Consider the following 19,304-nt stretch of genomic DNA (forward strand, 5'->3'; position numbering starts at 1 on the left):
AGATCTTCGCCGACGCGTTCCAGGAGTACTACCACGTGCCGTCGCTGCATCCGCAACAGGTACCGGCCGAGGTGCGTGACCCCAACGCCGGATTCACTTGCGGGCACTTCCAACTCGACGGTCCGCATCGGCTGGTGTCCACCGCCGGGAGGCGTCGTTGGCTGCTGGCGCCCGAGTACATGTATCCGATCGAACGCGCCACCCAAAGCGGGCTGGTCGGCCCGTGGCGCACCCCGGACATCGGTGAGCTGCCGGCCGGCCTCAATCCTGGCGGCATCGAACCGTGGGGGATCAGCAACTTCCAGGTCTTCCCCAACGTCGAGATCCTGATCTACGGCGGATGGTATCTGCTCTACCGGTACTGGCCCACCTCGCACAACACCCACCGCTTCGAGGCCTACACGTACTTTCACCCCGCCCGTAGTGTGCGAGAGCGCGTCGAGCACGAAGTTGCCGCCGTGGTGCTCAAGGAATTCGCGTTACAAGACGCCGGCATGCTCGGCGGTACGCAGGCCGCGCTCGAGTACGGCATCGTCGATGACTTCCCCCTCAGCGACCAGGAAATCCTGGTACGGCACCTGCACAAGGTGGTCGTCGACTGGGTCGGTGAATATCAGGCCGGCCGCCGTGAATCGGCCGTGACAGGAGTGTGACGATGTCGGATGCCCTACTGCCCAGCGCTTTCGCCGAATTGGAGAAGTACGCCCAAACCTGGTGCTTGGCAACCGAAACCGAGCGCTGGAACGCTCGGGTGAACAGCACCATGCCCGCGATGCAAGAGTTCTACGACGCGTTCTTCCCGCGCTTGGAAGAGGCCATCGGATACTGCGACAAGTTCGCCCTCGACTGCCTGCCCGACGACGCGCTGAACCTGTTGCACATGATCTATTCGCTGATCATGGTCGCCATGGCGGTCGAAATCATGCACCAGCCAGTACCGGTCAGCGCCGCCGACGCCGTCATGATCCGCACCGGCGAACCAGTGCCCTGATCGCGGTCACCAACGCCCAGAAAGGACGGACCATGGGTCTGCTCACCGTCACCAAGCTCACCGAGTCCGTCGGCGCCGAGGTCGCCGGCCTGAATCCGAACCGCCTCGCATCAGACGACGCCTTGAGCGAAGCCATCCTGGATGCGTTGGAGGACAACGGGGTCCTCGTGTTTCGCGGGCTGCGGCTCGACCCCGAAGCGCAGGTGGCCTTCTGTCGCCGCCTCGGCGAGGTAGACCACTCCTCCGATGGTCACCATTCCGTCGCCGGCATCTACCCCATCTCCCTGGACCCGTCGAAGAACTCCTCGGCGACCTACCTGAAGGCGACATTTGACTGGCACATCGATGGCTGCACACCCTTGGGAAACGAATGCCCGCAAAAGGCCACCATTCTGTCGGCCGTACACGTCGCCGAATGGGGCGGTGAAACCGAATTCGCCAACTCGTACGCCGCCTACGAGGAGCTCACCGCCGAAGAAAGAGACCGCTTGGGCTCGTTGCGCGTCGTGCACTCGCTGGAGGCTTCGCAACGTCGTGTTACCCCGAACCCCAGCCCAGAGGAGTTGGCGCGCTGGCGATCTCGGCGCACCCACGAGCACCCCCTGGTGTGGACGCACCAGACTGGCCGCAAGTCGCTGGTGTTGGGCGCTTCGGCTGACTACGTGGTCGGCATGGACCTCGAGCAGGGGCGGTCCCTGCTGGGTGAACTCCTCGACCGCGCCACCGCGCGCGACAAGGTGTACAGCCACACCTGGTCGGTCGGTGACACCGTCATCTGGGACAACCGCGGGGTCCTGCACCGAGCGGCGCCCTACGACCCCAGCTCGCCGCGCGAAATGCTGCGCACCACCGTGCTCGGTGACGAGCCGATCCGGTAGACACCAACTCTCAGCGCCGCAGCGCAGCCAGCTCGGCGCGCGAGCGCACACCGAGCTTCGCGTACACCCGGGTCAAGTGGTACTGGACGGTCTTCGGGGACACGTACAGCTCGGCGGCCACCTCGCGGTTCGAAAGTCCTTGGGTCACCAGCGTCGTCACCGCTTCTTCCTGGGGCGTCAGCACGATGCTGTCCCGTGAACCACGTGCGGTGTGCAGTCCGCCGGCTTTGAGTTCACGATCGCAGCGCGCCACATAGGTGTGCGCGCCCAGGGAGAGGTACAGATCGCGGGCGGTGTTGATGATCGCGTCGGCATCCCGGCGTTTGCCGGCGCGCCGCAGTGTCTGACCATAGGCGAAATTGACCCGCGCGAGGTCGTAGCGCAACGGCAGTCCGTCGAGTTGAGCGAGCGAGTCTTCGAACTTGTCTCGTGCCGACCGTAATTCGCCTTGCGCCCCGAGCAGGCGGCCACGTGCATAACCGAGTCGGGCCAGCGCTGAGCGATGCTTGCGCGCGCGGGCTCGATCCTCGTGCGGCCGCAGGAAGGCGTCGGCTTCCTCGAGACGGCCGTCGACCACCAATGCGTTGGCCAGCACATCCGGCCAGGGCCAGTAACCGGGCTCGGTCAGTGACGTGCCAGGTGCCATCCGGATCAACGGTTGCATGCAGCGGTGCACCTTTGGGTAATCGGCCGCTGCCTCCGCGATCTGAGCACGCGCCAGAAGTGTTGGTATCTTCATGATCTCGTAGTCTTGAGTAACCTTGTCGGCGGACTGGACCGCGGCCTCGGCTGCGTCCCAGTTCCCGCGCAGCGCGTGGACCTGTGCGGCGGTCCATTCCAGCAGCGGCGTCACGAGGACGATGTCGCTCGCGGCTGCCAGAGCACGGCCTGTCTCGACGCTCCGCAATGCCTGATCCCATTCACCGGAGACGAATTGGACGCGGGCCAACCAGCCCAGGGACCACAGCGTGATCCGCGTCGATCCACCGAGATTAGCTGTGGCCACTGCACTTTCCAGGCTGGACCGGGCACCGTCGATGTCATCGCGGATCAGCTGCACCCAGCCGCGGCCCATCGTCACGCGCTGAGCCTGGGCGCCGTGCCGTACTCGGGCCGCAAGGTCGTCGTAGGCCGCCGAGGCGCGTTTGGGATGTCCGGCGGCGAGCAGCCCGAGCCCGCGGATCGCGGCGGCTTCGATACCGGATGGGGAATCGCGGGCGGCGAGGCCGAGAGCGGCTTCGGCCCAGCCGACCAGTTCACTGCCTTGGCAGCGCACCAACGAGTGCAGCACATAACGTTGGGCGATGAGAGCGGCGGTGTCGGGGAAGCGCTCAGGGTTGACGATCTCCCACGCGCGGGACAGCCGGACCTCGGCTTCGGTGCACCTGCCGCGCAAGATCGCCAGATATGCCAAAACCGCATTCCGGAGCGGTGTTTCGCGCAGGCTCTCGACCGCTGGCACCATTGCGGCCGCTGTGCCGCAGTCGCCCGCGGCGACAAGAGCGTCCACTGCCCGGGTGAGGCGCTCGTCGCGGACCAGCGGATCTGGTGTCAGCCGGCCGGCGTCGCGGAACAGCGCCGCCGCCTGCGCCCAGGCGCCGTTCGCGCCGTGCTCGCGTGCCAGCGCATCGAGGTCGTCGGCGAGCGACTCGTCTGGCACGGGTGCCGCAGCCACCCGGTGCCGCAACCGTTGCGCGGGGTCGGCGACAAGTTCGGCGGCCCGGCGGTGGGCGTCGGCGGCAGCCCGTGCCCCCATGAGTTCTATCACCGCTGCAGCGGTCATCGGGCCGCGCAGCGTTGGGTCGAAACTCGCTGTCTGCGAAAGTAGTCCGGCTGTTGTCGCGCCGTCGATGGCGCCGAGCGGATCGTCGAGTCCGGCCAGCGTCGCGACGTCGAGTAGGGAGGCGTTCTCGCCGAGCACCGCGAGCGCCTCGACCAGGGAACGCGCATCGCGTCCACACTGGCTCAGCGCGGCACGTACCGCGTCGACGACGTGCGTGGGGGCGGGCAGCACAGTATCGGGCCGAGCCCACGCGGCGGGTGGTAGCTGTCTGAGCAGTGCCAGGATGTTGCGCGGGTTGCCTCCGGTGTGTCGCGCGAGCGCGTCGACCATCGTCGGGTGCAGGCTGACGTCTTGCTGGTGAGCCAACTCGGCGACGGCCTGGGCAGGTAGTCCTGCCAGCCGGATTTCGGTGGACGCGACGCGGACGGGCAAGTCCTCGATCGACGAGACGCCGAGCACGACGAGCACAGTTGCTTCGCGGTGGTGTCGGCTCATGGTTGAAAGAGCCTGCAGTGACGGCACATCGGCGTCTTGCGCATCGTCCACGATCAGCAGCTGCGGCCCGACGGCTTCAAGTCGATCGAACAGGAATTGCGCGGCCTCGGCGGGGTCGGCCGGCCCACCGGTTCGCAGCAGCTGCGCCAGCACGCCGCCGATCATGTCCGTTTCCCATTCCGCGGCCTGCGCCCACCGCGACGGATGCGCGGCGGCCAATGTGCGCAACAACGCGGTTTTGCCGACGCCGCTGTCGCCGGTAACCGCGATGATGCGCGCACCGTGCTCGACATCGGCGAGAAGCTCAGCGATCCGGCCCAATTCGCGATCACGCCCGACGAACCCGGGCACCGTCAGTCCTTCACGTCGCCGTCGAGATACAGCCACCGCCCCTTGTCCCGGGTGAATCTGCTGCATTCGCGCATGATGTGGCGGCTGCCGCGTTGCTCGTACTGGGCGCGAAAGTCGACCACCCCGGTGGCGTCGTCTTCAGTGCCGGCGACGGTGTCAACGATCTGAAGCCGGCGCCAGGTAATGCCGTTGTCCAAATCGAGTTGTCGCGGACGCGTGCTGGGATGCCAGGTCGTGAGCAAGTAACCGGCATCACCGAGCGCGAAGGCGCTGAAGCGCGAACGCATCAGCGCCAGTGCTGTTTGGGCTCCACGTTCGCCGCGATGCAGCGGCCGGCAGCAATCGGCGTAGCCGTCACCTGATCCGCAGGGACAGGGTCCGTCGTCGCGTACCGTGCGGGCCATGACGGACATTGTCTCAGCCCAGATCGCCGCCGGCGACGGGCAGCACCGAACCGGTGATGTAGGACGCCTCGTCGGAGGCCAGGAAGCAGATCGCCGCGGCCTGCTCGTCCAGCGTGCCGTAGCGCCTGAGTAGCGAGGAACCGATGGTCTGGTCGACGTGCGCCTGGAACCAGGCGCGCTCGGTGTCGTTGGCGGGCTCCGGGGTTCCACGGGAGACGCGACGCGGTGGAGCCTCGGTACCGCCAGGGGCGGTGGCGACCACCCGGATTCCGGCGTCGGCGTACTCGAGGGCCAGCGACGCGGTGATCGCGTTGATACCGCCCTTGGCCGCCGAGTACGGGATCCGGTTGATGCCGCGGGTTGCCGCCGAGGAGACGTTGACGATGACGCCGGTCCCGACGCTGACCATGGGCGGCAACACGGCGCGGCAGGCATACAGCGTGGTCGACAGCGACCGGTCGAGCTCGGCGCGGATCTCGGCGTCGGTGAACTCGGTGAACGGCTTGAAGTTGATCGCCCCGCCGACGTTGTTGATCAGCACGTCGATTCGGCCGAACTCCGAAAGCGCCCGCCGCACCATCGATTCGGCGCCGTCGTAGCGCTCGAGGTCGGTGACGACCGCCAGTGCCGGGGCCAGTTCTGAGGCCAGACGCTCGACAAGTTCGCTGCGGTCGGCGAGCACCAGCGTGCCGCCCTCTGCGGCGATCCGCCGCGCGGTCTGCTCGCCGATGCCTTGTGCGGCCCCGGTGACAATCACGACCTTGCCGTCGAACCGTGCGGGCGTGATGAACCTGGGGCGCCGCGCGGCCCGGCCGTCGGCCATCGCTCGCCGCATCGTCTGCTTGGACCGGTCGGCGTGCGCGACGATCAACGCCCGCGCGGCATCGCGGTCGCCGGCCTCGAACGCGGTCACGATGTCCATGTGGTCTTGCGCGCACAGTGGGTGACACCAGGTGGCGTTGCGCAGCGCCTCGCTCATCCGGCCCTTGACGCCCAGCGCCTGGTAAGCCGCAAGCAGGTGGTCGTTACCGGTCAGCGTGAACAGATAGTCGTGGAAGGCCGCGTTGGTCTCGGTGTACTGCGCGGCGTCGACGAACCGGTCACCGGCCACGTACGGCAGCGTCGACTCGGCAAGCAGGCGGTAACCGGCGAGCTGTCGGCTGGACAGTCGGCCCAGCGTCAGTTCCAGGGCACCCAGTTCCAGCGCCTGACGGGCTTCGAAGAGAGCATCGGATTCGTGCACCTCGGGGTGCTCCTCGCCGATCTGATAACCGTCCTCCGTGACCGAGGCCACTGGGGCCGCCGGGGGTGGGGCCGGCTCGGTGGGTTCCGGGGTGGTGAACAACATCTGGCCGGCGATCGAGCGTGCGCCGGTGGCCGGGGGCGTGCCGCCGGCCGTGTCGAGCGGCGTTGACGCGCCCCCGCCCCCAGTGCTGGGGGCCATGAGTTGACCGGCCACCCGCCGGGCGACGTCGCCGCGCTCGCTTAGCTGCACGGGTCCCGGCCACGGGCCAAGTTCCTTGTCCGCCAACATGACCTGGCCACCGACTGCCCGCGCGTCCGAGTTGGGCAACAGGTCGTCCACGGCCGCGCCGACCGAGGGTGCGGTGTGGGCGAGCGCGAACTTTTCGTAGTAGAAGCCGGTCGGTTGGACACCGAAGTCCCTGACGTGGCTGCGCACCGATTCCACCATCGCCGGCGGTCCGCAAAGGTAGATGGCGACGTCACCGTCGTGGAGTTGTGCGGGCCGGATCAGGGTCATCACCCGCCCCTGGTTGGTAGCGCGGGTGGCTGGATCCGAGACGCAGTACTCCCACGTGAATCCCGTTAGTGCCGAGGCGATCTCCGCGATCTGGTCAAGCGCCACCACGTCGTCGTCGGTTTTCACGCCATAGATCAGGTGGACCTCGCGTTGGCTGCCGTCCGCGCACATCTTGCGCAGCATGGCCAGCATCGGTGCCAGCCCGGTACCGCCGGCCACCATCAGCACCGGGTGCGCGGCCTCACGCAGGAAGAATGACCCGTGCGGCCCGGTGAACGTGATGGCGTCGCCGACGGCAGCCCTGCGGTCCAAGTACTCCGACATGACGCCACCCGGCGTCAGCTTGACCAGGAAGGTCAGCCGGTCCTCGTGCGGGGCATTCGCGAACGAGTACGACCGTGTCAAGTCGGTTCCGGGCACCGCGATGTTCACGTATTGGCCGGGCAGAAAGGCCAATTCGGAGCGGTTCGAGACCTCGACGGCGAAGCGGATGGTGGTGGGGGAGACTCGATCCAACTGGACCAGGGTGCCGGTGTAGCTGGCCGCGCGGGTCTTGGCGACGTCGGAGGTGCTGGCGATCTGCAACACCAGATCCGATCGTGGTTTCATGCTGCACGGAAGCACGTAGCCCTCGGCGGCCTCGTCGTCGCAGAGCGCGTCACTGATGTAGGAGCCGCCGTCGTATCGGCCCGATTCGCAGAGCGCTTTGCAGGTTCCGCACGCGCCATCGCGGCAGTCCAGGGGGATGTTGATGCGCTGGCAGTACGCGGCGTCTGCGACGGTCTGACCCTGCCGGCAGGTGATGAAGCGGGTGACACCATCCTCGAATGCCAGTGCCACCGAATAGCTTTGAGTATCCGTCAGGGCGGTCATGGCTGTTCCTAGATTCGGTACTAGATGTGGTAAATGTCCACGACGTGGTGGATGTAGTCGTTCTTGAGCACGACGGTCTTTCGGCGGATCAGCGGCTGATCGCCGGAGAAGTCAATGGTGTAGAACGATGTCCCGTAGTAGGGGTCGACGGTCTTGTAGCGGAAATACATGGTGTGCCAGTTGAATCGGACGTCGACGAGATCGCCGTAGCGCTCGATGACCTCAACGTTGGAGATGTTGTGGCTGGTGCGCGGCTCGGGCAGCGAGGTGGCCGACGAGCGCTCCGTGCGGATGCGGAACACCCTGTCCTCCAGACCGCCTTTGTTCGCGTAGTAGATCAGCGAGATGTCGCGCTGTGGGTCCTCGACCAGGCGATCGTCATCGGTCCACGACGGCATCCAATAGACCACGTCGTCGGCGTAGCATTCCAGCCACTTCTCGAATTCGCGGTCGTCGAGATAGCGCGCCTCGCGGTACAGGAACTGCTCGATGGCGTTCTGGGTGATGACCCTCGGAGCTTTTTCGGTAGTGGTCATGGCTAGTTCTCCTCGGAGCTCTCGTCGTGAAGGGCGGCTTTCATCGTTTGCAGCCAGTAGCCGTGTTGGACCGGATAGAGCCCCTCGTCTTCGTTCTTGACTCCGGCGGACACGACCCCGCTCATACCCAGCGCCGCAGCCAACGGGTCAGGTCCCGAAAGCCAGTGCTGCGCGCCACGACTCATGTCGTTCCACGGCGCGGCGCCGGCCCGGAACGTCAGCTGGCAGGACCGGAACTCCTCGAGGTCGTCGGGCGTCGCCATGCCCGACGCGTTGAAGAAGTCCTCGTACTGCCGTATCCGCAGCGCCCGGGCCTGAGCGCTTTCGCCCTTTGGCGCGATGCAGTAGATCGTGACTTCGGTCTGGTCCGGCGCGATCGGCCGAAAGTGCCGGATTTGCGTCGAAAATTGGTCCATCAGATAGAGATTCGGGTACAGGCAGAGGTTGCGCGATCCTTTGACCATGAACTCGGCCTTGGATTCGCCGAATCGCCGCTTGAGCTCGTCGAGCTTGGCCCACAGTGGACGGTCCTGTGGGTTGGGCGCCCACGTCCACAGGCACAGGTGCCCGTGCGGGAACGACCAGTAGCCGCCGCCGGATTTTCCCCAACCCCCGGCGTCCAGCGCTTTGGTGTCGTTGCTGGATTCCCCGGTGCCACGCCGGCTTGTGGTGGCCGCATAGTTCCAGTGCGTGGCGGTGACGTGATAGCCGTCGGCGCCGTTCTCGGCCTGCACCTTCCAGTTGCCGTCGTAGGTGTAGGTCGATGAGCCCCGGACCACCTCGAGGCCCTCAGGAGATTGGTCGACGAGCATGTCGATCAGCGCGGTTGCGTCGCCGAGATGCTCCGCCAGCGGCAGCACGTCGGGATTCAGACTGCCGAACAGGAAACCGCGGTAGCTGTCGAAGCGCGCGACCTTGGTCATGTTGTGCGAGCCGGCAACGTTGAATGTGTCCGGGTAGCCCGCACCCTCGGGGTCCTTGACCTTCAGCAGAGTGCCGTCGTTGCGGAACGTCCAGCCGTGGAACGGGCAGGTCAGCGTGGTTCGGTTGTCGGTTTTGCGGCGGCAGATCATCGCTCCGCGATGTGCGCACGCGTTGATCAGGCAGTGGAGTTGGCCGTCTTTGTCACGGGTGATCACGACGGGTTGGCGCCCGATGTAGGTGGTGAAGTAGTCGCCGGGGCTGGGCAGTTGGCTTTCATGGGCCAGGTAGATCCAGTTGCCCTCGAAGATGTGCTTCATCTCGAGTTCGAAGATCTCCTCGTCGGTGAAGATCCGTCGGTTGGCCCGATAGACGCCGGCTTGGGGGTCATCTACCACCGCGTTGGCCAAGACCTCGGCCAGGTGGCTGCGATTGGTGACTGAAGCGGTCATTGCTTCCTCCAGGTTCGGGCACTGCAGCGGCATTGAGGTGCGCTTACCTGAACTCTGGCACCCGGTGGGAGCAGTCACACTAGGCATATTGCTAGTCCTGACCTCGGCGACTATTAATCGTAAAAATAGATCAATAGTTACCAAATAAGTCTTTGTCTTTATCGATCGTCGGACTTACCGTCGATGGGTAACGCCTCACCCTTAGTGAGCCCGAGCTGGAGCTTCTCGACATGGATCTACGGCACCTCCGCTACTTCGCCGCGGTGGCCGACACCTGCCACTTCGGCCAGGCCGCCGAGCAGCTGCGCGTCGCGCAGTCGGCGTTGTCCTATGCGATCCGCCAGCTCGAAGCCGAGTTGGATGTGCCGCTGTTCAAGCGCACCACCAGGCAGGTGTCGCTGACCGCCGCCGGCGAATTCCTGCGTGCGGAGGCGACCCGGATCTTGGCCGGAGTCGACGAGGCCGAGCAGGGGGTGCGCCGGATCGCCGCCGGCCGCAGTGGCCTGCTGCGACTGGGACTGGCCGGCACCGCGGCCTTCTCGCATCTGCCCCGCATCGCGCGGATGGTCAAGCGCGAATTACCCGGAGTCGCGCTGGACATCCAGGCCGACATCCTTACGCCCAGCCAATGTGACGGGTTGCGCAGCGGCGCGCTGGATCTGGGCGTTCTACGCCCACCCGCGGTGGGCGACGACATCGAACTGCGGACCCTGGACGTCGAGGCCTTGGTGCTTGCCGTGTCCGTCGACCACCGGCTGGCCGTCGAGCCGGTGGTCTCGATGAGCGACCTGCGCAGCGAGCCGTTCGTCTGCTACGCCAGCCGTGATTCCGCTGTCAACGACGCGGTGATGCGCAGCTGCCGTCGGGCGGGTTTTGTACCGCGACGCGAGCACTCCGCACCCGGCACCGCGGTGCTGTTGGCTTTGGTCGCCGCGGGTCTGGGCGTCGCGGTGGTGCCCGAATCCGTGCGCTCACTTCCGCTGGCCGGCCTGGTTTTCCGCGATCTGCTCGATGCGGGGACCATCGAACTCGCATTGGCCTGGCGCGCCGGCAATGACAACCCCGTCGTCCCGGTAGCCGTGGAGTTACTGGGCTCCGGGCTGGTCCGCGACCCGGTCCAGGAAGGACCTCGAAAATCATGAAAATCACTGCCGTCGAGGCAATCCCATTTGTCATCCCCTATGCCAAACCGTTGAAGTTTGCCTCCGGTGAGGTGCACGTTGCCGAACACGTGCTGGTGCGGGTGCACACCGACGATGGTGTCGTCGGGATAGCCGAGGCCCCACCGAGGCCATTCACCTACGGGGAGACGCAGGCCGGCATCCTCGCCGTGATCAACGGGGTCTTCAGCGGGCAGATCGTCGGCCTCACCCTGACCGAACGCGAAGTCGTGCACGCGCGGCTGGCGCTCACCGTCGGAAATCCCACCGCCAAGGCCGCCATCGATATGGCGATCTGGGATGCGTTGGGCCGCACGCTGGAACTACCGGTCTGCGAGCTGCTCGGCGGATACACCGACCGGATGCGGGTCTCGCACATGCTCGGCTTCGACGAGCCCGCCGCGATGGTGACCGAGGCCGAGAAGATGCTTGAGCTGTATGGAATTTCGACATTCAAGGTCAAGGTCGGGCGGCGCCCGGTGACGTTGGACACCGCCGTGGTGCGGGCACTGCGCGAGCGGTTCGGCGATGCGATAGAACTCTATATCGACGCCAACCGCGGGTGGAGCGCATCGGAAGCACTGCGCGCGATGAAGGAGATGGCGGACCTCGATTTGTTGTTCGCCGAGGAGTTGTGCCCGGCCGACGATGTGCTGGGCCGGCGTTGGCTGGTGGAGAAACTGGATGTGCCCTTCATCGCCGACGAGTCGGTCCCCACACCCGCCGATGTCACTCGCGCGGTGCTGGGCGGCGCGGCGAGCGCGATCAGCATCAAGACGGCCCGCACCGGGTTCACCGGGTCGCAGCGGGTGCACCACCTCGCCGAGGGCCTCGGGCTCGAGGTGGTGATGGGCAACCAGATCGACGGCCAGCTCGGTACCGCATGCGCGGTCACCTTCGGTGCGGCCTATCGGCTCACGTCGCGGCGGGCCGGGGAGCTGTCCAACTACCTGGACATGTCTGACGACCTGCTGGCACAGCCGCTGCGGATCCGCGACGGCGTGCTGCACGTGCCTGCCGGGGTCGGCCTGGGCGTCGACATCGACCCCGGCAAGCTCGCCCGCTATCGCACCGATATCTGAACAGCCGCAAGCATTCACAGCCCGCAAAGGAGTAGGGAGAGAACAATGACCACTGTCGAGCAGGCCTCGGCCGCCGCCTCGGGCGCTTCGGCAACCCAGCGGTTCCACACCGACAAGTCGCCCTTTGAGGTGGTCAAGGACACGCCGCCGGAACGGGTCGACGCGCTGGCCCGCGAGGTGCTGGCAGCGGTCCACGAGACCATTCGGCGGCACCGAGTCAACTACGACGAGTACAACGCCCTCAAGGCATGGTTGATCAAAGTCGGCGAGGACGGTGAGTGGCCCCTGTTCCTGGACGTGTGGGTCGAGCACGTGGTGGAAGACGTCGCCACCGATCATCGGGAGGGCAACAAGGGCAGCATCGAGGGCCCGTACTACGTGCCGGACGCGCCCGAGCGTGGCGCCGCCGGGGTCATCCCGATGCGCGACGACGAGGCGGGCACACCGCTGGTATGGGAGGGGAAGATCACCTCGACCGACGGAAAGCCTTTGGCGGGCAAGGTCGAACTGTGGCACGCCGACTCCGACGGCTTCTACTCGCAATTCGCGCCCGGGTTGCCCGAGTGGAACTTGCGCGGCACCTTCACGACCGGACCCGACGGGAAGTTCAGTATCACCACAATTCGGCCGGCGCCGTACCAGATCCCGACCGACGGCGCGTGCGGCAAGCTGATCGCCGCCGCCGGCTGGCATGCGTGGAGGCCCGCGCACTTGCACGTGAAAGTGTCCGCTCCGGAGCACGAATTGCTCACGGCCCAGCTCTATTTCCCGGGTGACCCCCACAACGGTGACGACATCGCCAGTGCTGTCAAGCCGGAACTGCTGCTCGACCCGCAGGACCGGGGCGACGGCACCCAGAAGATCACCTACAGCTTCGTGTTGGATCCGGTGCCGGCCTGATGTTGTTTCATGTACGCATGGACGTCCACCTGCCCCCGGACCTCGATGCCCACCAGCAGGCCGAACTCGTCGCCAAGGAAAAGGCGTATTCACAAGAGCTGCAGCGGGCCGGCAAATGGCCCCACATCTGGCGCATCGTCGGCGAATACGCCAACTTCTCGGTTTTCGACGTTGACTCCAATGACGAACTCCACCAAATCATCTCCGGGTTGCCGCTGTTCCGGTACATGGATGTCCATGTCACGCCGCTGGCGACCCATCCCTCCGACATCCACTGAGGTGATTCCATGAGCGCGTGTGAGGTGCACGCAATCGTCACCGGCCGCCCCGACGGCCCCGTGGTGGTGCTGTCCAACTCGCTGGGCGCCACCCACCGGATGTGGGATAACCAGCTCGAGGCGCTCGACGAGCGCTTCCGGGTGGTGCGGTACGACACCAGGGGACACGGCGATTCGCCGGTCCCCGACGGCAGTTACTCGATCGACGACCTGACCGACGACGTCGTGGCACTGCTCGACCGCCTTGACGTCGCGCACGCTCACGTCGTCGGGCTGTCGCTGGGCGGGATGACCGCCATGCGGTTGGCCGCGCGCAACCCCGAGCGCGTCGACCGGATGGTCCTGCTGTGCACCGCCGCGCAGCTGCCGCCCGCTGAAAACTGGCTAGAGCGCGCAGATATGGTCCGCACCAAAGGGTCTGGGGCGGTGGCCGAATCGGTCGTTGCGCGCTGGTTCACGCCGGGGTATCTGAGCGCCCATCCCGACATTCGGACGACGCATGAGCGCATGGTGACTGGCACGTCGGCGCAAGGCTACGCCGGATGCTGCGAAGTCATCGCGAAAATGGATTTGCGGCAGGAACTTTCGAGCATCGGTGCGCCGACTCTGGCGATCGCCGGCGCCGACGACCCGGCCACTCCGCCCGCCCTGCTCAAAGAAATCGTCGCCGGCATCCCCGACTCGCGGCTGTTGGTCGTCGAGCAGGCCGCACACCTGGCCAACGCGGAGCGACCCGCAACCGTCACGCCCGCCGTCATCGCACACCTGGAGGACTCATGACCCTCGACAAAGTATCCGGCTCGGCCGCCGACGCCGTCGCCGACATTCCCAGCGGCGCCAGCCTGGCGGTCGGCGGGTTCGGCATCGCAGGCATCCCCTGGTTCCTCATCGACGCGCTGCTGGACCAGGGTGCCGAGGACCTGACCATCGTCAGCAACAACTGCGGTGTCGACGGCGGCGGGCTGGGCCTGTTGTTGGAGGCGCGCCGCATCAGCCGCGTGATCGCCTCCTACGTCGGCGACAACAAGGAATTCGCCCGGCAGTACCTGTCCGGAGAGGTGACCGTGGAGCTGACACCCCAAGGCACGCTCGCCGAGCGGCTGCGGGCCGGAGGCAGCGGTATCGGCGCGTTCTTCACCCCGACCGGCGTTGGCACCGCGGTCGCCGACGGGGGTCTGCCGTGGCGGTACCACCCCGACGGCAGCGTCGCCGTCAGCTCGCCACCGAAAGAGGTGCGGGTGTTCGGCGGTCGCGAAATGCTGCTCGAGGAGTCGATCGTCACCGACTACGCGTTGGTGCGGGCCGCAGTGGCCGACAAGGCGGGCAACTGCGTGTTCCACGCTGCAGCCCGCAATTTCAACCCGCCCGCCGCCATGGCCGGACGGACCACGATCGTCGAGGCCGAGCGGGTGGTCGAGGTCGGCGAGTTGCACCCCGACGAAGTCCACCTCCCCGGAATATTCGTGCAGCGCATCGTTGCCCTCACCCCGGAACAGGCCGCCCGCAAAGCCATTGAGAAGCGCACCACCCGGACACGGCCGGCGCCGACACAGGAGGCACTGCGATGAGCTGGACCCGTGACGAAATGGCCGCGCGCGCAGCGCAGGAGCTGAACGACGGCGACTACGTCAACCTAGGTATCGGGCTGCCCACGCTCATCCCGGACTGCCTTCCCGAGGACTCTGACGTCACACTGCATTCCGAAAACGGCATCCTCGGCGTCGGCCCTTTCCCCTACGACGACGAGGTGGACCCGGACCTGATCAACGCCGGCAAGCAGACCGTTTCGGTGGTGGCAGGGGCGTCCTACTTCGACTCGGCGACCAGCTTTGCGATGATCCGCGGCGGCCATGTTGACGTCGCGGTGCTGGGCGGCATGCAGGTAGCGGTCACCGGTGACCTGGCCAACTGGATGGTGCCTGGCTCCATGGTCAAAGGCATGGGTGGGGCCATGGATCTGGTCAACGGAGCCAGGCGCGTCATCGTCTTGATGGACCACGTCGCGAAATCCGGTACGGCCAAACTGGTGTCGACCTGCGATCTACCGCTCACCGGAAAGGCCGTGGTCAGTCGGGTCATCACCGACCTGGGAGTATTCGACGTCACCGGTGACGCATTTCAGGTCGTGGAGCTGGCCCCCGGTGTTGGTTACGACGACGTGCTGGCCAAGACCGCCGCGCCCGTCATCGACCGCACCCCGGCCGTTGTCTAGCGCGCGGGGCCGTTGATTTCTGCTAACCCGCTATTAGCGTTTCCGTTGCCTTCCAGTCACCAGGCGGACAACTACGAGCGCTTCAAACATGCTCTACCGTTTAGGGATTCGGCGATCCGTTCCACCATGCTCCGCACAAATTGCCCTTTATGTGAAAGGTCGGCTCGGGTAGCGTGACTCTGTAACACTGTGTCGCCCTCGTCGGGAGGGGACAGGTGACCGTTCTGTTTGGAGGAGACCCATGTCGAACCGTCGGATGCGCGAATTCACCTCTTGGTCAGACGCCCTCGACGGTGGAGGCGGCGGCAGGCTCGCAGTCCTCGGTGGCGGCGGCGGCAGGCTCTCCGCCCCCGGTGGTGGCGGCGGCCGGCTGTCGATCCTGGGTGGTGGCGGCGGCAGGTAGTCCGCACAGACCGCAGTTCATCGAAGCCGACCACCTTGTCGGCGTAGCGCTGTTCCCATCGCTGGGTCAGCAGAGTTTCTGATGTAGTCGGCAGCATGTCGGTCACGAAATAACCTGCGAGATAATCGATTACAGCGTCGGCACCCAACTCAACGCGCTTGGCTGTCTTCACCTCCCCGCAAGCAGCGGCCGGAACCTCCCCGCGACAGCGATCTGCCTGTCGGTCGTCCTGAGGTTTTCCTGAGCCGGCGGGCCGATCGTCGTTTGTGCGACCGAGCGGTGACGAACGTTGGGAGGAGGTGTGCAGTTAACCGTCAAGCCCGCCGAGGCGCCGACTGACTGCTGCCAAGTTTCTGTGCGTTTGCACCACTTTGCCCTTCGTCACGTCGGCGCCCCTTTATCCTCGGGCTCACGGTTCAGGCTCCGTTTGCTGCCTAGCCGGAGGGCGGATCTGCCGTGAGGCCGACCAGGGCAGACAGCGTCAACGGCGCGACGCCGTCGGCAGGGCACCTAGTCGGCTCGCGCGAGAGTTCGTCGTCGGCGACGCGGTCAGCGAAACAGCCGCTAGCCCGGATAGGAGTGATGCCATGACCGGTGTCAGGGATCAGCCCGACGGGCCGAGGGTGTCGTTGTCGGTGGTCGAGGGTCCGAACAGTGGCACCCGGTACCGCTATGACGAGCGCACGACTGCGCTGGTGGGGCGTGCCGACGATTGTGATCCGCGCATCGAGGAGCCGGGCTCAAGGCAGCTCGTGTCGCGGCACCACTGCCTGTTCGATATCAACCCGCCGGATATTCGGGTGCGGGATTTCGGCAGCCTGAACGGTACCCACGTCAACGGGGAGAAGATCGGCAGCCGAGACCCCGATGAGACCCCCGAGCAGGGGGCGCGGCGAGTCTTTCCGGAGCGGGACTTGGTCGATGGCGATCGAATCAAGTTGGGCAACACCGTACTTCAAGTCGGAATCACCGCACCGGCGCCCGCGCCTGACGCGACGCCGCGGGGGTGTTCGGTGTGCGGTGGGCCGGTCGCCGAGGACCCACACCGTACCGGCGGTGAGGCGGTGTGTGCGCAGTGTCAGGCCGACCGGGGTGCAGCGATTGAGGCGCTGTTGCGCCGGTTGGTCGCCGGCCAGGTCGAGCTGCCCGCGATCGAGGGATACGAGCTGGTCAAACAGCTCGGTGACGGCGGGCAGGGGGTGGTGTATTTGGCGCGCCGGCACGGCACCGGCGACCTGGTCGCGCTCAAGATGCTGCTGGCCAAGGTGGCCGTCAAGGAGCGCGCCCGGACGCTGTTCGAGCGCGAGATCGATAACATCCAAGCGCTGGACCATCCGCACGTGGTGGGCTTCCGGGACGCCGGAAGAGTCGGGGCGGCATGGTTTTTCACCAGCGAGTACTGCGCCCAGGGCAGCGTCGACGATTTAGTCGAGCGACAGGGTCCGCTGCCGCCCGACCGGGCGGTGCAGCTCGTACTGCAGGCTCTCGACGGATTGCAGTATGCCCACAACGCGGCGTTGCCCAACGGGTCGGTTGGGCTGGTGCATCGTGACATCAAACCCTCCAACATTTTGTTGGCGCACAAGGGAAATGATGTCGTCGCCAAACTGGCCGATTTCGGGCTGTCCAAGGCGTTCGACAAGGCAGGCTTGTCCGGGATGACGATGAGCGGCACCATTTCCGGCACGGTGCCGTTTATGGCGCGCCCGCAGGTGGTTTCCTACAAGTACGCCAAACCCGAGGTGGACGTTTGGTCGATGGCCGCGACGCTGTATTGGATGCTCACCGGCCGCTATCCGCGCGACTTCCCGAAACACGAAGACCCGATCCGGATCATTTTGGACACCAAGGCTGTCCCCATCCGCGAGCGCAATCCGGAGCTTCCCACCCGCCTGGCCGCCGTGATCGACGAGGCCCTGATCGACCAGCCCATTACCGTCACCTCTGCTGCTGAGCTGGCCGGGGCGCTGCAGGACGCGATCTGACATCAGCATCGCGATCAACGATCCAGGACACCGGCGATGTCACGGGCTGCTACCGCGTGCTCTCATCGGGGATCTGGCGACGAGACTGGTGCAAACCGGGTCCGTCCGGGTCGACGTCCTGGTGCTCCAGCTCCTCTTCCTCTTCACGCTGCGCTTCAGTCGGCTCCCTGGCGTCCTTCGGCACCGGCGCTGGGTTGCTGTCCGATGGCTGATCCACGCGAGACCTCCCTGGGGTGTCTGCAAATGCCTCCTGTCAGGATCTCCCGGATCACGGCCTTCGAAACCCGACAGAGCCATGTTGGCTACTGCCGTGCGGTGCGACCAGCAATCGCAGCGGGTCTTACGGTCAGACCATGAACTTCGACGAGTACCGGAAATACGACGCCACCGGGCTGGCGAAACTGGTCGCCGACAAGGAAGTGACGGCGGCAGAGTTGCTCACGCTGGCGCGAGAGCGTGCCGCCGCGGTGAACCCGCGGATCAACGCGATCGTGCGCGACGTCCCCGCCTCGCCGACCGACCAGCTCACCGGTCCGTTCGCCGGTGTTCCATTCCTGATCAAGGACATAGCGCAGGACTACGCCGGGCTGCCCAGCTCGCAAGGATCTCGGTCGCTGATGTCGACGCCCGTTGCCGAGCACGCGACGGTCGTGCGGCGTTGGATCGACGCCGGCCTGGTGATCTTCGGCAAGACCAACCTGCCGGAGTTCGGGGCCAAGGCGATCTCCGAGCCGTTGGCGTGGGGGCCGGCACGCAATCCGTGGGACCTGCAGCGGACGCCCGGTGGGTCCTCAGGTGGATCGGCAGCCGCGGTCGCGGCGGGGATCGTGCCGTGCGCGGGCGCGAACGACGGCGGCGGATCGACGCGCATCCCGGCGGCCTGCTGCGGGCTGGTCGGCCTGAAGCCAGGCCGCGGGCTGACGCCCTTCGGTCCGGGGACCGGCGAATTCATGCACGGCGCTGCGGCGCAGGGCGTCGTGTCTCGATCGGTGCGCGACACCGCTGCCATGCTCGACATCATCTGCGGCGGAGAACCTTTGGGCCCGTATGTGCCGGGCCTGCCTGCCGCACCGTTCGCGTCGTGCGTGGGCGAGGATCCCAGGACACTGCGGATCGGCGTGCGGGTGCCGTCGGCGATCACCCCCAAGCCGCACCCCGAAGCCTTCGCTGCCGCCGAGGCAGCGGTACGTGTGCTGAACGATCTCGGTCACCACGTCGAAGAGCTACCGCAGGAGCCGTACGACGACGCCATGCTTGCCCGGGACTTCCTGCTCACCTGGTTTGTCTACATGGCCTGGGAGGTTGACGAGGCCAAGCGCTTGACCGGCGCGGGCAACGAGTCGTTCGAGCGCGACACCCTGATCATGGCCGCCCTTGGCCGCGCGACCAGCAGCGTCGACTACGTGGACGCCGTCCAGCGGCGCCATGAGCACACCCGTCGGCTGACCACGTTCTTCGAGTCCTACGACCTGCTGCTGACCCCCACGTTGGCGACCCCGCCTCCCAAGATCGGCGAGTTCGACCTACCGATCGCGCTGCAGCGCGCATCCGACGCGCTGATCAAGACGCGCACCGCCCGCCTTCTGCGATACACCAAGATCGTCGACGACATGGTGCACAAGAACCTCGGCTGGGTGCCGTACACCCAGCTGGCGAATCTCACCGGCCGGCCGGCGATCTCGCTTCCGCTGCACTGGACGGCCGACGCGTTGCCGCTCGGCTTGCAGTTCGTCGCGCCGCTGGGTGGCGAGTCGCTACTGATCCGCTTGGCAGGGCAGCTAGAGCAGGCGCTTCCCTGGGCCGACCGCGTGGCCCCGATCTGACCTGATATGAACGAC

19 protein-coding genes are annotated in these 19,304 nt (G+C 66.2%); 12 read left to right on the forward strand and 7 right to left on the reverse strand.

What is annotated here, in order from left to right:
• The 3 genes from VML93_RS24065 to VML93_RS24075 form a co-directional block, all read left to right on the forward strand.
• The coding region (locus VML93_RS24065; protein WP_325614785.1) for an RHO alpha subunit C-terminal catalytic domain-containing protein at nucleotides 1–653 on the forward strand (653 nt) is incomplete at its 5' end.
• A 2-nt stretch (nucleotides 654–655) separates the two neighbouring features.
• Complete coding sequence (locus tag VML93_RS24070) at nucleotides 656–991, forward strand: hypothetical protein (protein WP_414686426.1); 336 nt, start codon at nucleotides 656–658, stop codon at nucleotides 989–991.
• 32 nt (nucleotides 992–1,023) lie between these two features.
• On the forward strand, nucleotides 1,024–1,869 hold the full coding sequence (locus tag VML93_RS24075) for a TauD/TfdA family dioxygenase (RefSeq protein WP_325614787.1): 846 nt from the start codon (nucleotides 1,024–1,026) through the stop codon (nucleotides 1,867–1,869).
• Nucleotides 1,870–1,879: 10 nt separating this feature from the next.
• On the opposite strand, the gene VML93_RS24080 is transcribed toward VML93_RS24075, so the two are convergent.
• Genes VML93_RS24080 through benA form a run of 5 tightly spaced genes read right to left on the reverse strand, consistent with a single transcriptional unit; the run spans nucleotide 1,880 to nucleotide 9,446 of the window.
• A complete protein-coding gene (locus tag VML93_RS24080) occupies nucleotides 1,880–4,498 on the reverse strand; it encodes a helix-turn-helix transcriptional regulator (RefSeq protein ID WP_414686427.1) in 2,619 nt (872 codons plus the stop codon).
• Between the two features lie 2 nt (nucleotides 4,499–4,500).
• A complete protein-coding gene (locus VML93_RS24085) occupies nucleotides 4,501–4,902 on the reverse strand; it encodes a YchJ family protein (protein WP_325614788.1) in 402 nt (133 codons plus the stop codon).
• Nucleotides 4,903–4,915: 13 nt separating this feature from the next.
• Nucleotides 4,916–7,537, reverse strand: a complete 2,622-nt coding sequence (gene benC, locus VML93_RS24090; RefSeq protein WP_325614789.1) for a benzoate 1,2-dioxygenase electron transfer component BenC — start codon at nucleotides 7,535–7,537, stop codon at nucleotides 4,916–4,918.
• A 20-nt stretch (nucleotides 7,538–7,557) separates the two neighbouring features.
• Complete coding sequence (gene benB, locus VML93_RS24095) at nucleotides 7,558–8,073, reverse strand: benzoate 1,2-dioxygenase small subunit (RefSeq protein WP_325614790.1); 516 nt, start codon at nucleotides 8,071–8,073, stop codon at nucleotides 7,558–7,560.
• A 2-nt stretch (nucleotides 8,074–8,075) separates the two neighbouring features.
• Complete coding sequence (gene benA / locus VML93_RS24100) at nucleotides 8,076–9,446, reverse strand: benzoate 1,2-dioxygenase large subunit (RefSeq protein ID WP_325614791.1); 1,371 nt, start codon at nucleotides 9,444–9,446, stop codon at nucleotides 8,076–8,078.
• A gap of 230 nt (nucleotides 9,447–9,676) precedes the next feature.
• Here benA and VML93_RS24105 point away from each other — a divergent pair, with 230 nt between their 5' ends.
• The 7 genes from VML93_RS24105 to VML93_RS24135 are packed head-to-tail and all read left to right on the forward strand — an operon-like array spanning nucleotide 9,677 to nucleotide 15,078.
• Nucleotides 9,677–10,588, forward strand: coding sequence for a LysR family transcriptional regulator (locus VML93_RS24105; RefSeq protein WP_325614792.1), 912 nt, complete (start codon nucleotides 9,677–9,679; stop codon nucleotides 10,586–10,588).
• Nucleotides 10,585–11,688, forward strand: a complete 1,104-nt coding sequence (locus tag VML93_RS24110) for a mandelate racemase/muconate lactonizing enzyme family protein (RefSeq protein WP_325614793.1) — start codon at nucleotides 10,585–10,587, stop codon at nucleotides 11,686–11,688. The genes VML93_RS24105 and VML93_RS24110 overlap by 4 nt, the downstream gene beginning before the upstream one ends.
• Before the next feature lie 45 nt (nucleotides 11,689–11,733).
• Entirely contained in the window at nucleotides 11,734–12,588 is an 855-nt protein-coding gene (catA, locus tag VML93_RS24115; RefSeq protein ID WP_325614794.1) for a catechol 1,2-dioxygenase, read from the forward strand.
• The gene (gene catC / locus VML93_RS24120) at nucleotides 12,588–12,866 is read left to right on the forward strand and encodes a muconolactone Delta-isomerase (RefSeq protein WP_325614795.1); all 279 of its coding nucleotides are present in this window, start codon (nucleotides 12,588–12,590) and stop codon (nucleotides 12,864–12,866) included. The genes catA and catC overlap by 1 nt, the downstream gene beginning before the upstream one ends.
• A gap of 9 nt (nucleotides 12,867–12,875) precedes the next feature.
• On the forward strand, nucleotides 12,876–13,646 hold the full coding sequence (pcaD, locus tag VML93_RS24125; RefSeq protein WP_325614796.1) for a 3-oxoadipate enol-lactonase: 771 nt from the start codon (nucleotides 12,876–12,878) through the stop codon (nucleotides 13,644–13,646).
• Entirely contained in the window at nucleotides 13,643–14,434 is a 792-nt protein-coding gene (locus VML93_RS24130) for a CoA transferase subunit A (RefSeq protein ID WP_325614797.1), read from the forward strand. Before pcaD ends, VML93_RS24130 begins: the two co-directional genes overlap by 4 nt.
• Entirely contained in the window at nucleotides 14,431–15,078 is a 648-nt protein-coding gene (locus VML93_RS24135; protein ID WP_325614798.1) for a CoA transferase subunit B, read from the forward strand. Before VML93_RS24130 ends, VML93_RS24135 begins: the two co-directional genes overlap by 4 nt.
• Before the next feature lie 277 nt (nucleotides 15,079–15,355).
• On the opposite strand, the gene VML93_RS24140 is transcribed toward VML93_RS24135, so the two are convergent.
• Complete coding sequence (locus VML93_RS24140; protein ID WP_325614799.1) at nucleotides 15,356–15,502, reverse strand: hypothetical protein; 147 nt, start codon at nucleotides 15,500–15,502, stop codon at nucleotides 15,356–15,358.
• A gap of 566 nt (nucleotides 15,503–16,068) precedes the next feature.
• On the opposite strand from VML93_RS24140, the gene VML93_RS24145 reads away from it, so the two are divergent.
• Complete coding sequence (locus VML93_RS24145) at nucleotides 16,069–17,466, forward strand: protein kinase domain-containing protein (protein WP_325614800.1); 1,398 nt, start codon at nucleotides 16,069–16,071, stop codon at nucleotides 17,464–17,466.
• Nucleotides 17,467–17,515: 49 nt separating this feature from the next.
• On the opposite strand, the gene VML93_RS24150 is transcribed toward VML93_RS24145, so the two are convergent.
• On the reverse strand, nucleotides 17,516–17,683 hold the full coding sequence (locus VML93_RS24150; RefSeq protein WP_325614801.1) for a hypothetical protein: 168 nt from the start codon (nucleotides 17,681–17,683) through the stop codon (nucleotides 17,516–17,518).
• 136 nt (nucleotides 17,684–17,819) lie between these two features.
• Here VML93_RS24150 and VML93_RS24155 point away from each other — a divergent pair, with 136 nt between their 5' ends.
• Nucleotides 17,820–19,289 (forward strand): amidase, encoded by a 1,470-nt coding sequence (locus VML93_RS24155; RefSeq protein ID WP_325614802.1) that lies wholly within the window; start codon nucleotides 17,820–17,822, stop codon nucleotides 19,287–19,289.
• The last annotated feature ends 15 nt before the right edge of the window (nucleotides 19,290–19,304 follow it).

Origin of the sequence: Mycobacterium sp., assembly GCF_035499775.1 — a bacterium.
Taxonomy (GTDB): domain Bacteria; phylum Actinomycetota; class Actinomycetes; order Mycobacteriales; family Mycobacteriaceae; genus Mycobacterium.

Excerpts from the sequence above, each read along its gene's own strand:
- VML93_RS24070 (WP_414686426.1), top strand. The coding sequence starts at position 656 with ATGTCGGATGCCCTACTGCCCAGCGCTTTCGCCGAATTGGAGAAGTAC.
- VML93_RS24075 (WP_325614787.1), top strand. The coding sequence starts at position 1,024 with ATGGGTCTGCTCACCGTCACCAAGCTCACCGAGTCCGTCGGCGCCGAG.
- VML93_RS24085 (WP_325614788.1), bottom strand. The coding sequence starts at position 4,902 with ATGGCCCGCACGGTACGCGACGACGGACCCTGTCCCTGCGGATCAGGT.
- benC (WP_325614789.1), bottom strand. The coding sequence starts at position 7,537 with ATGACCGCCCTGACGGATACTCAAAGCTATTCGGTGGCACTGGCATTC.
- benB (WP_325614790.1), bottom strand. The coding sequence starts at position 8,073 with ATGACCACTACCGAAAAAGCTCCGAGGGTCATCACCCAGAACGCCATC.
- benA (WP_325614791.1), bottom strand. The coding sequence starts at position 9,446 with ATGACCGCTTCAGTCACCAATCGCAGCCACCTGGCCGAGGTCTTGGCC.
- VML93_RS24105 (WP_325614792.1), top strand. The coding sequence starts at position 9,677 with ATGGATCTACGGCACCTCCGCTACTTCGCCGCGGTGGCCGACACCTGC.
- VML93_RS24110 (WP_325614793.1), top strand. The coding sequence starts at position 10,585 with ATGAAAATCACTGCCGTCGAGGCAATCCCATTTGTCATCCCCTATGCC.
- catA (WP_325614794.1), top strand. The coding sequence starts at position 11,734 with ATGACCACTGTCGAGCAGGCCTCGGCCGCCGCCTCGGGCGCTTCGGCA.
- catC (WP_325614795.1), top strand. The coding sequence starts at position 12,588 with ATGTTGTTTCATGTACGCATGGACGTCCACCTGCCCCCGGACCTCGAT.
- pcaD (WP_325614796.1), top strand. The coding sequence starts at position 12,876 with ATGAGCGCGTGTGAGGTGCACGCAATCGTCACCGGCCGCCCCGACGGC.
- VML93_RS24130 (WP_325614797.1), top strand. The coding sequence starts at position 13,643 with ATGACCCTCGACAAAGTATCCGGCTCGGCCGCCGACGCCGTCGCCGAC.
- VML93_RS24135 (WP_325614798.1), top strand. The coding sequence starts at position 14,431 with ATGAGCTGGACCCGTGACGAAATGGCCGCGCGCGCAGCGCAGGAGCTG.
- VML93_RS24140 (WP_325614799.1), bottom strand. The coding sequence starts at position 15,502 with ATGAACTGCGGTCTGTGCGGACTACCTGCCGCCGCCACCACCCAGGAT.
- VML93_RS24145 (WP_325614800.1), top strand. The coding sequence starts at position 16,069 with ATGACCGGTGTCAGGGATCAGCCCGACGGGCCGAGGGTGTCGTTGTCG.
- VML93_RS24155 (WP_325614802.1), top strand. The coding sequence starts at position 17,820 with ATGAACTTCGACGAGTACCGGAAATACGACGCCACCGGGCTGGCGAAA.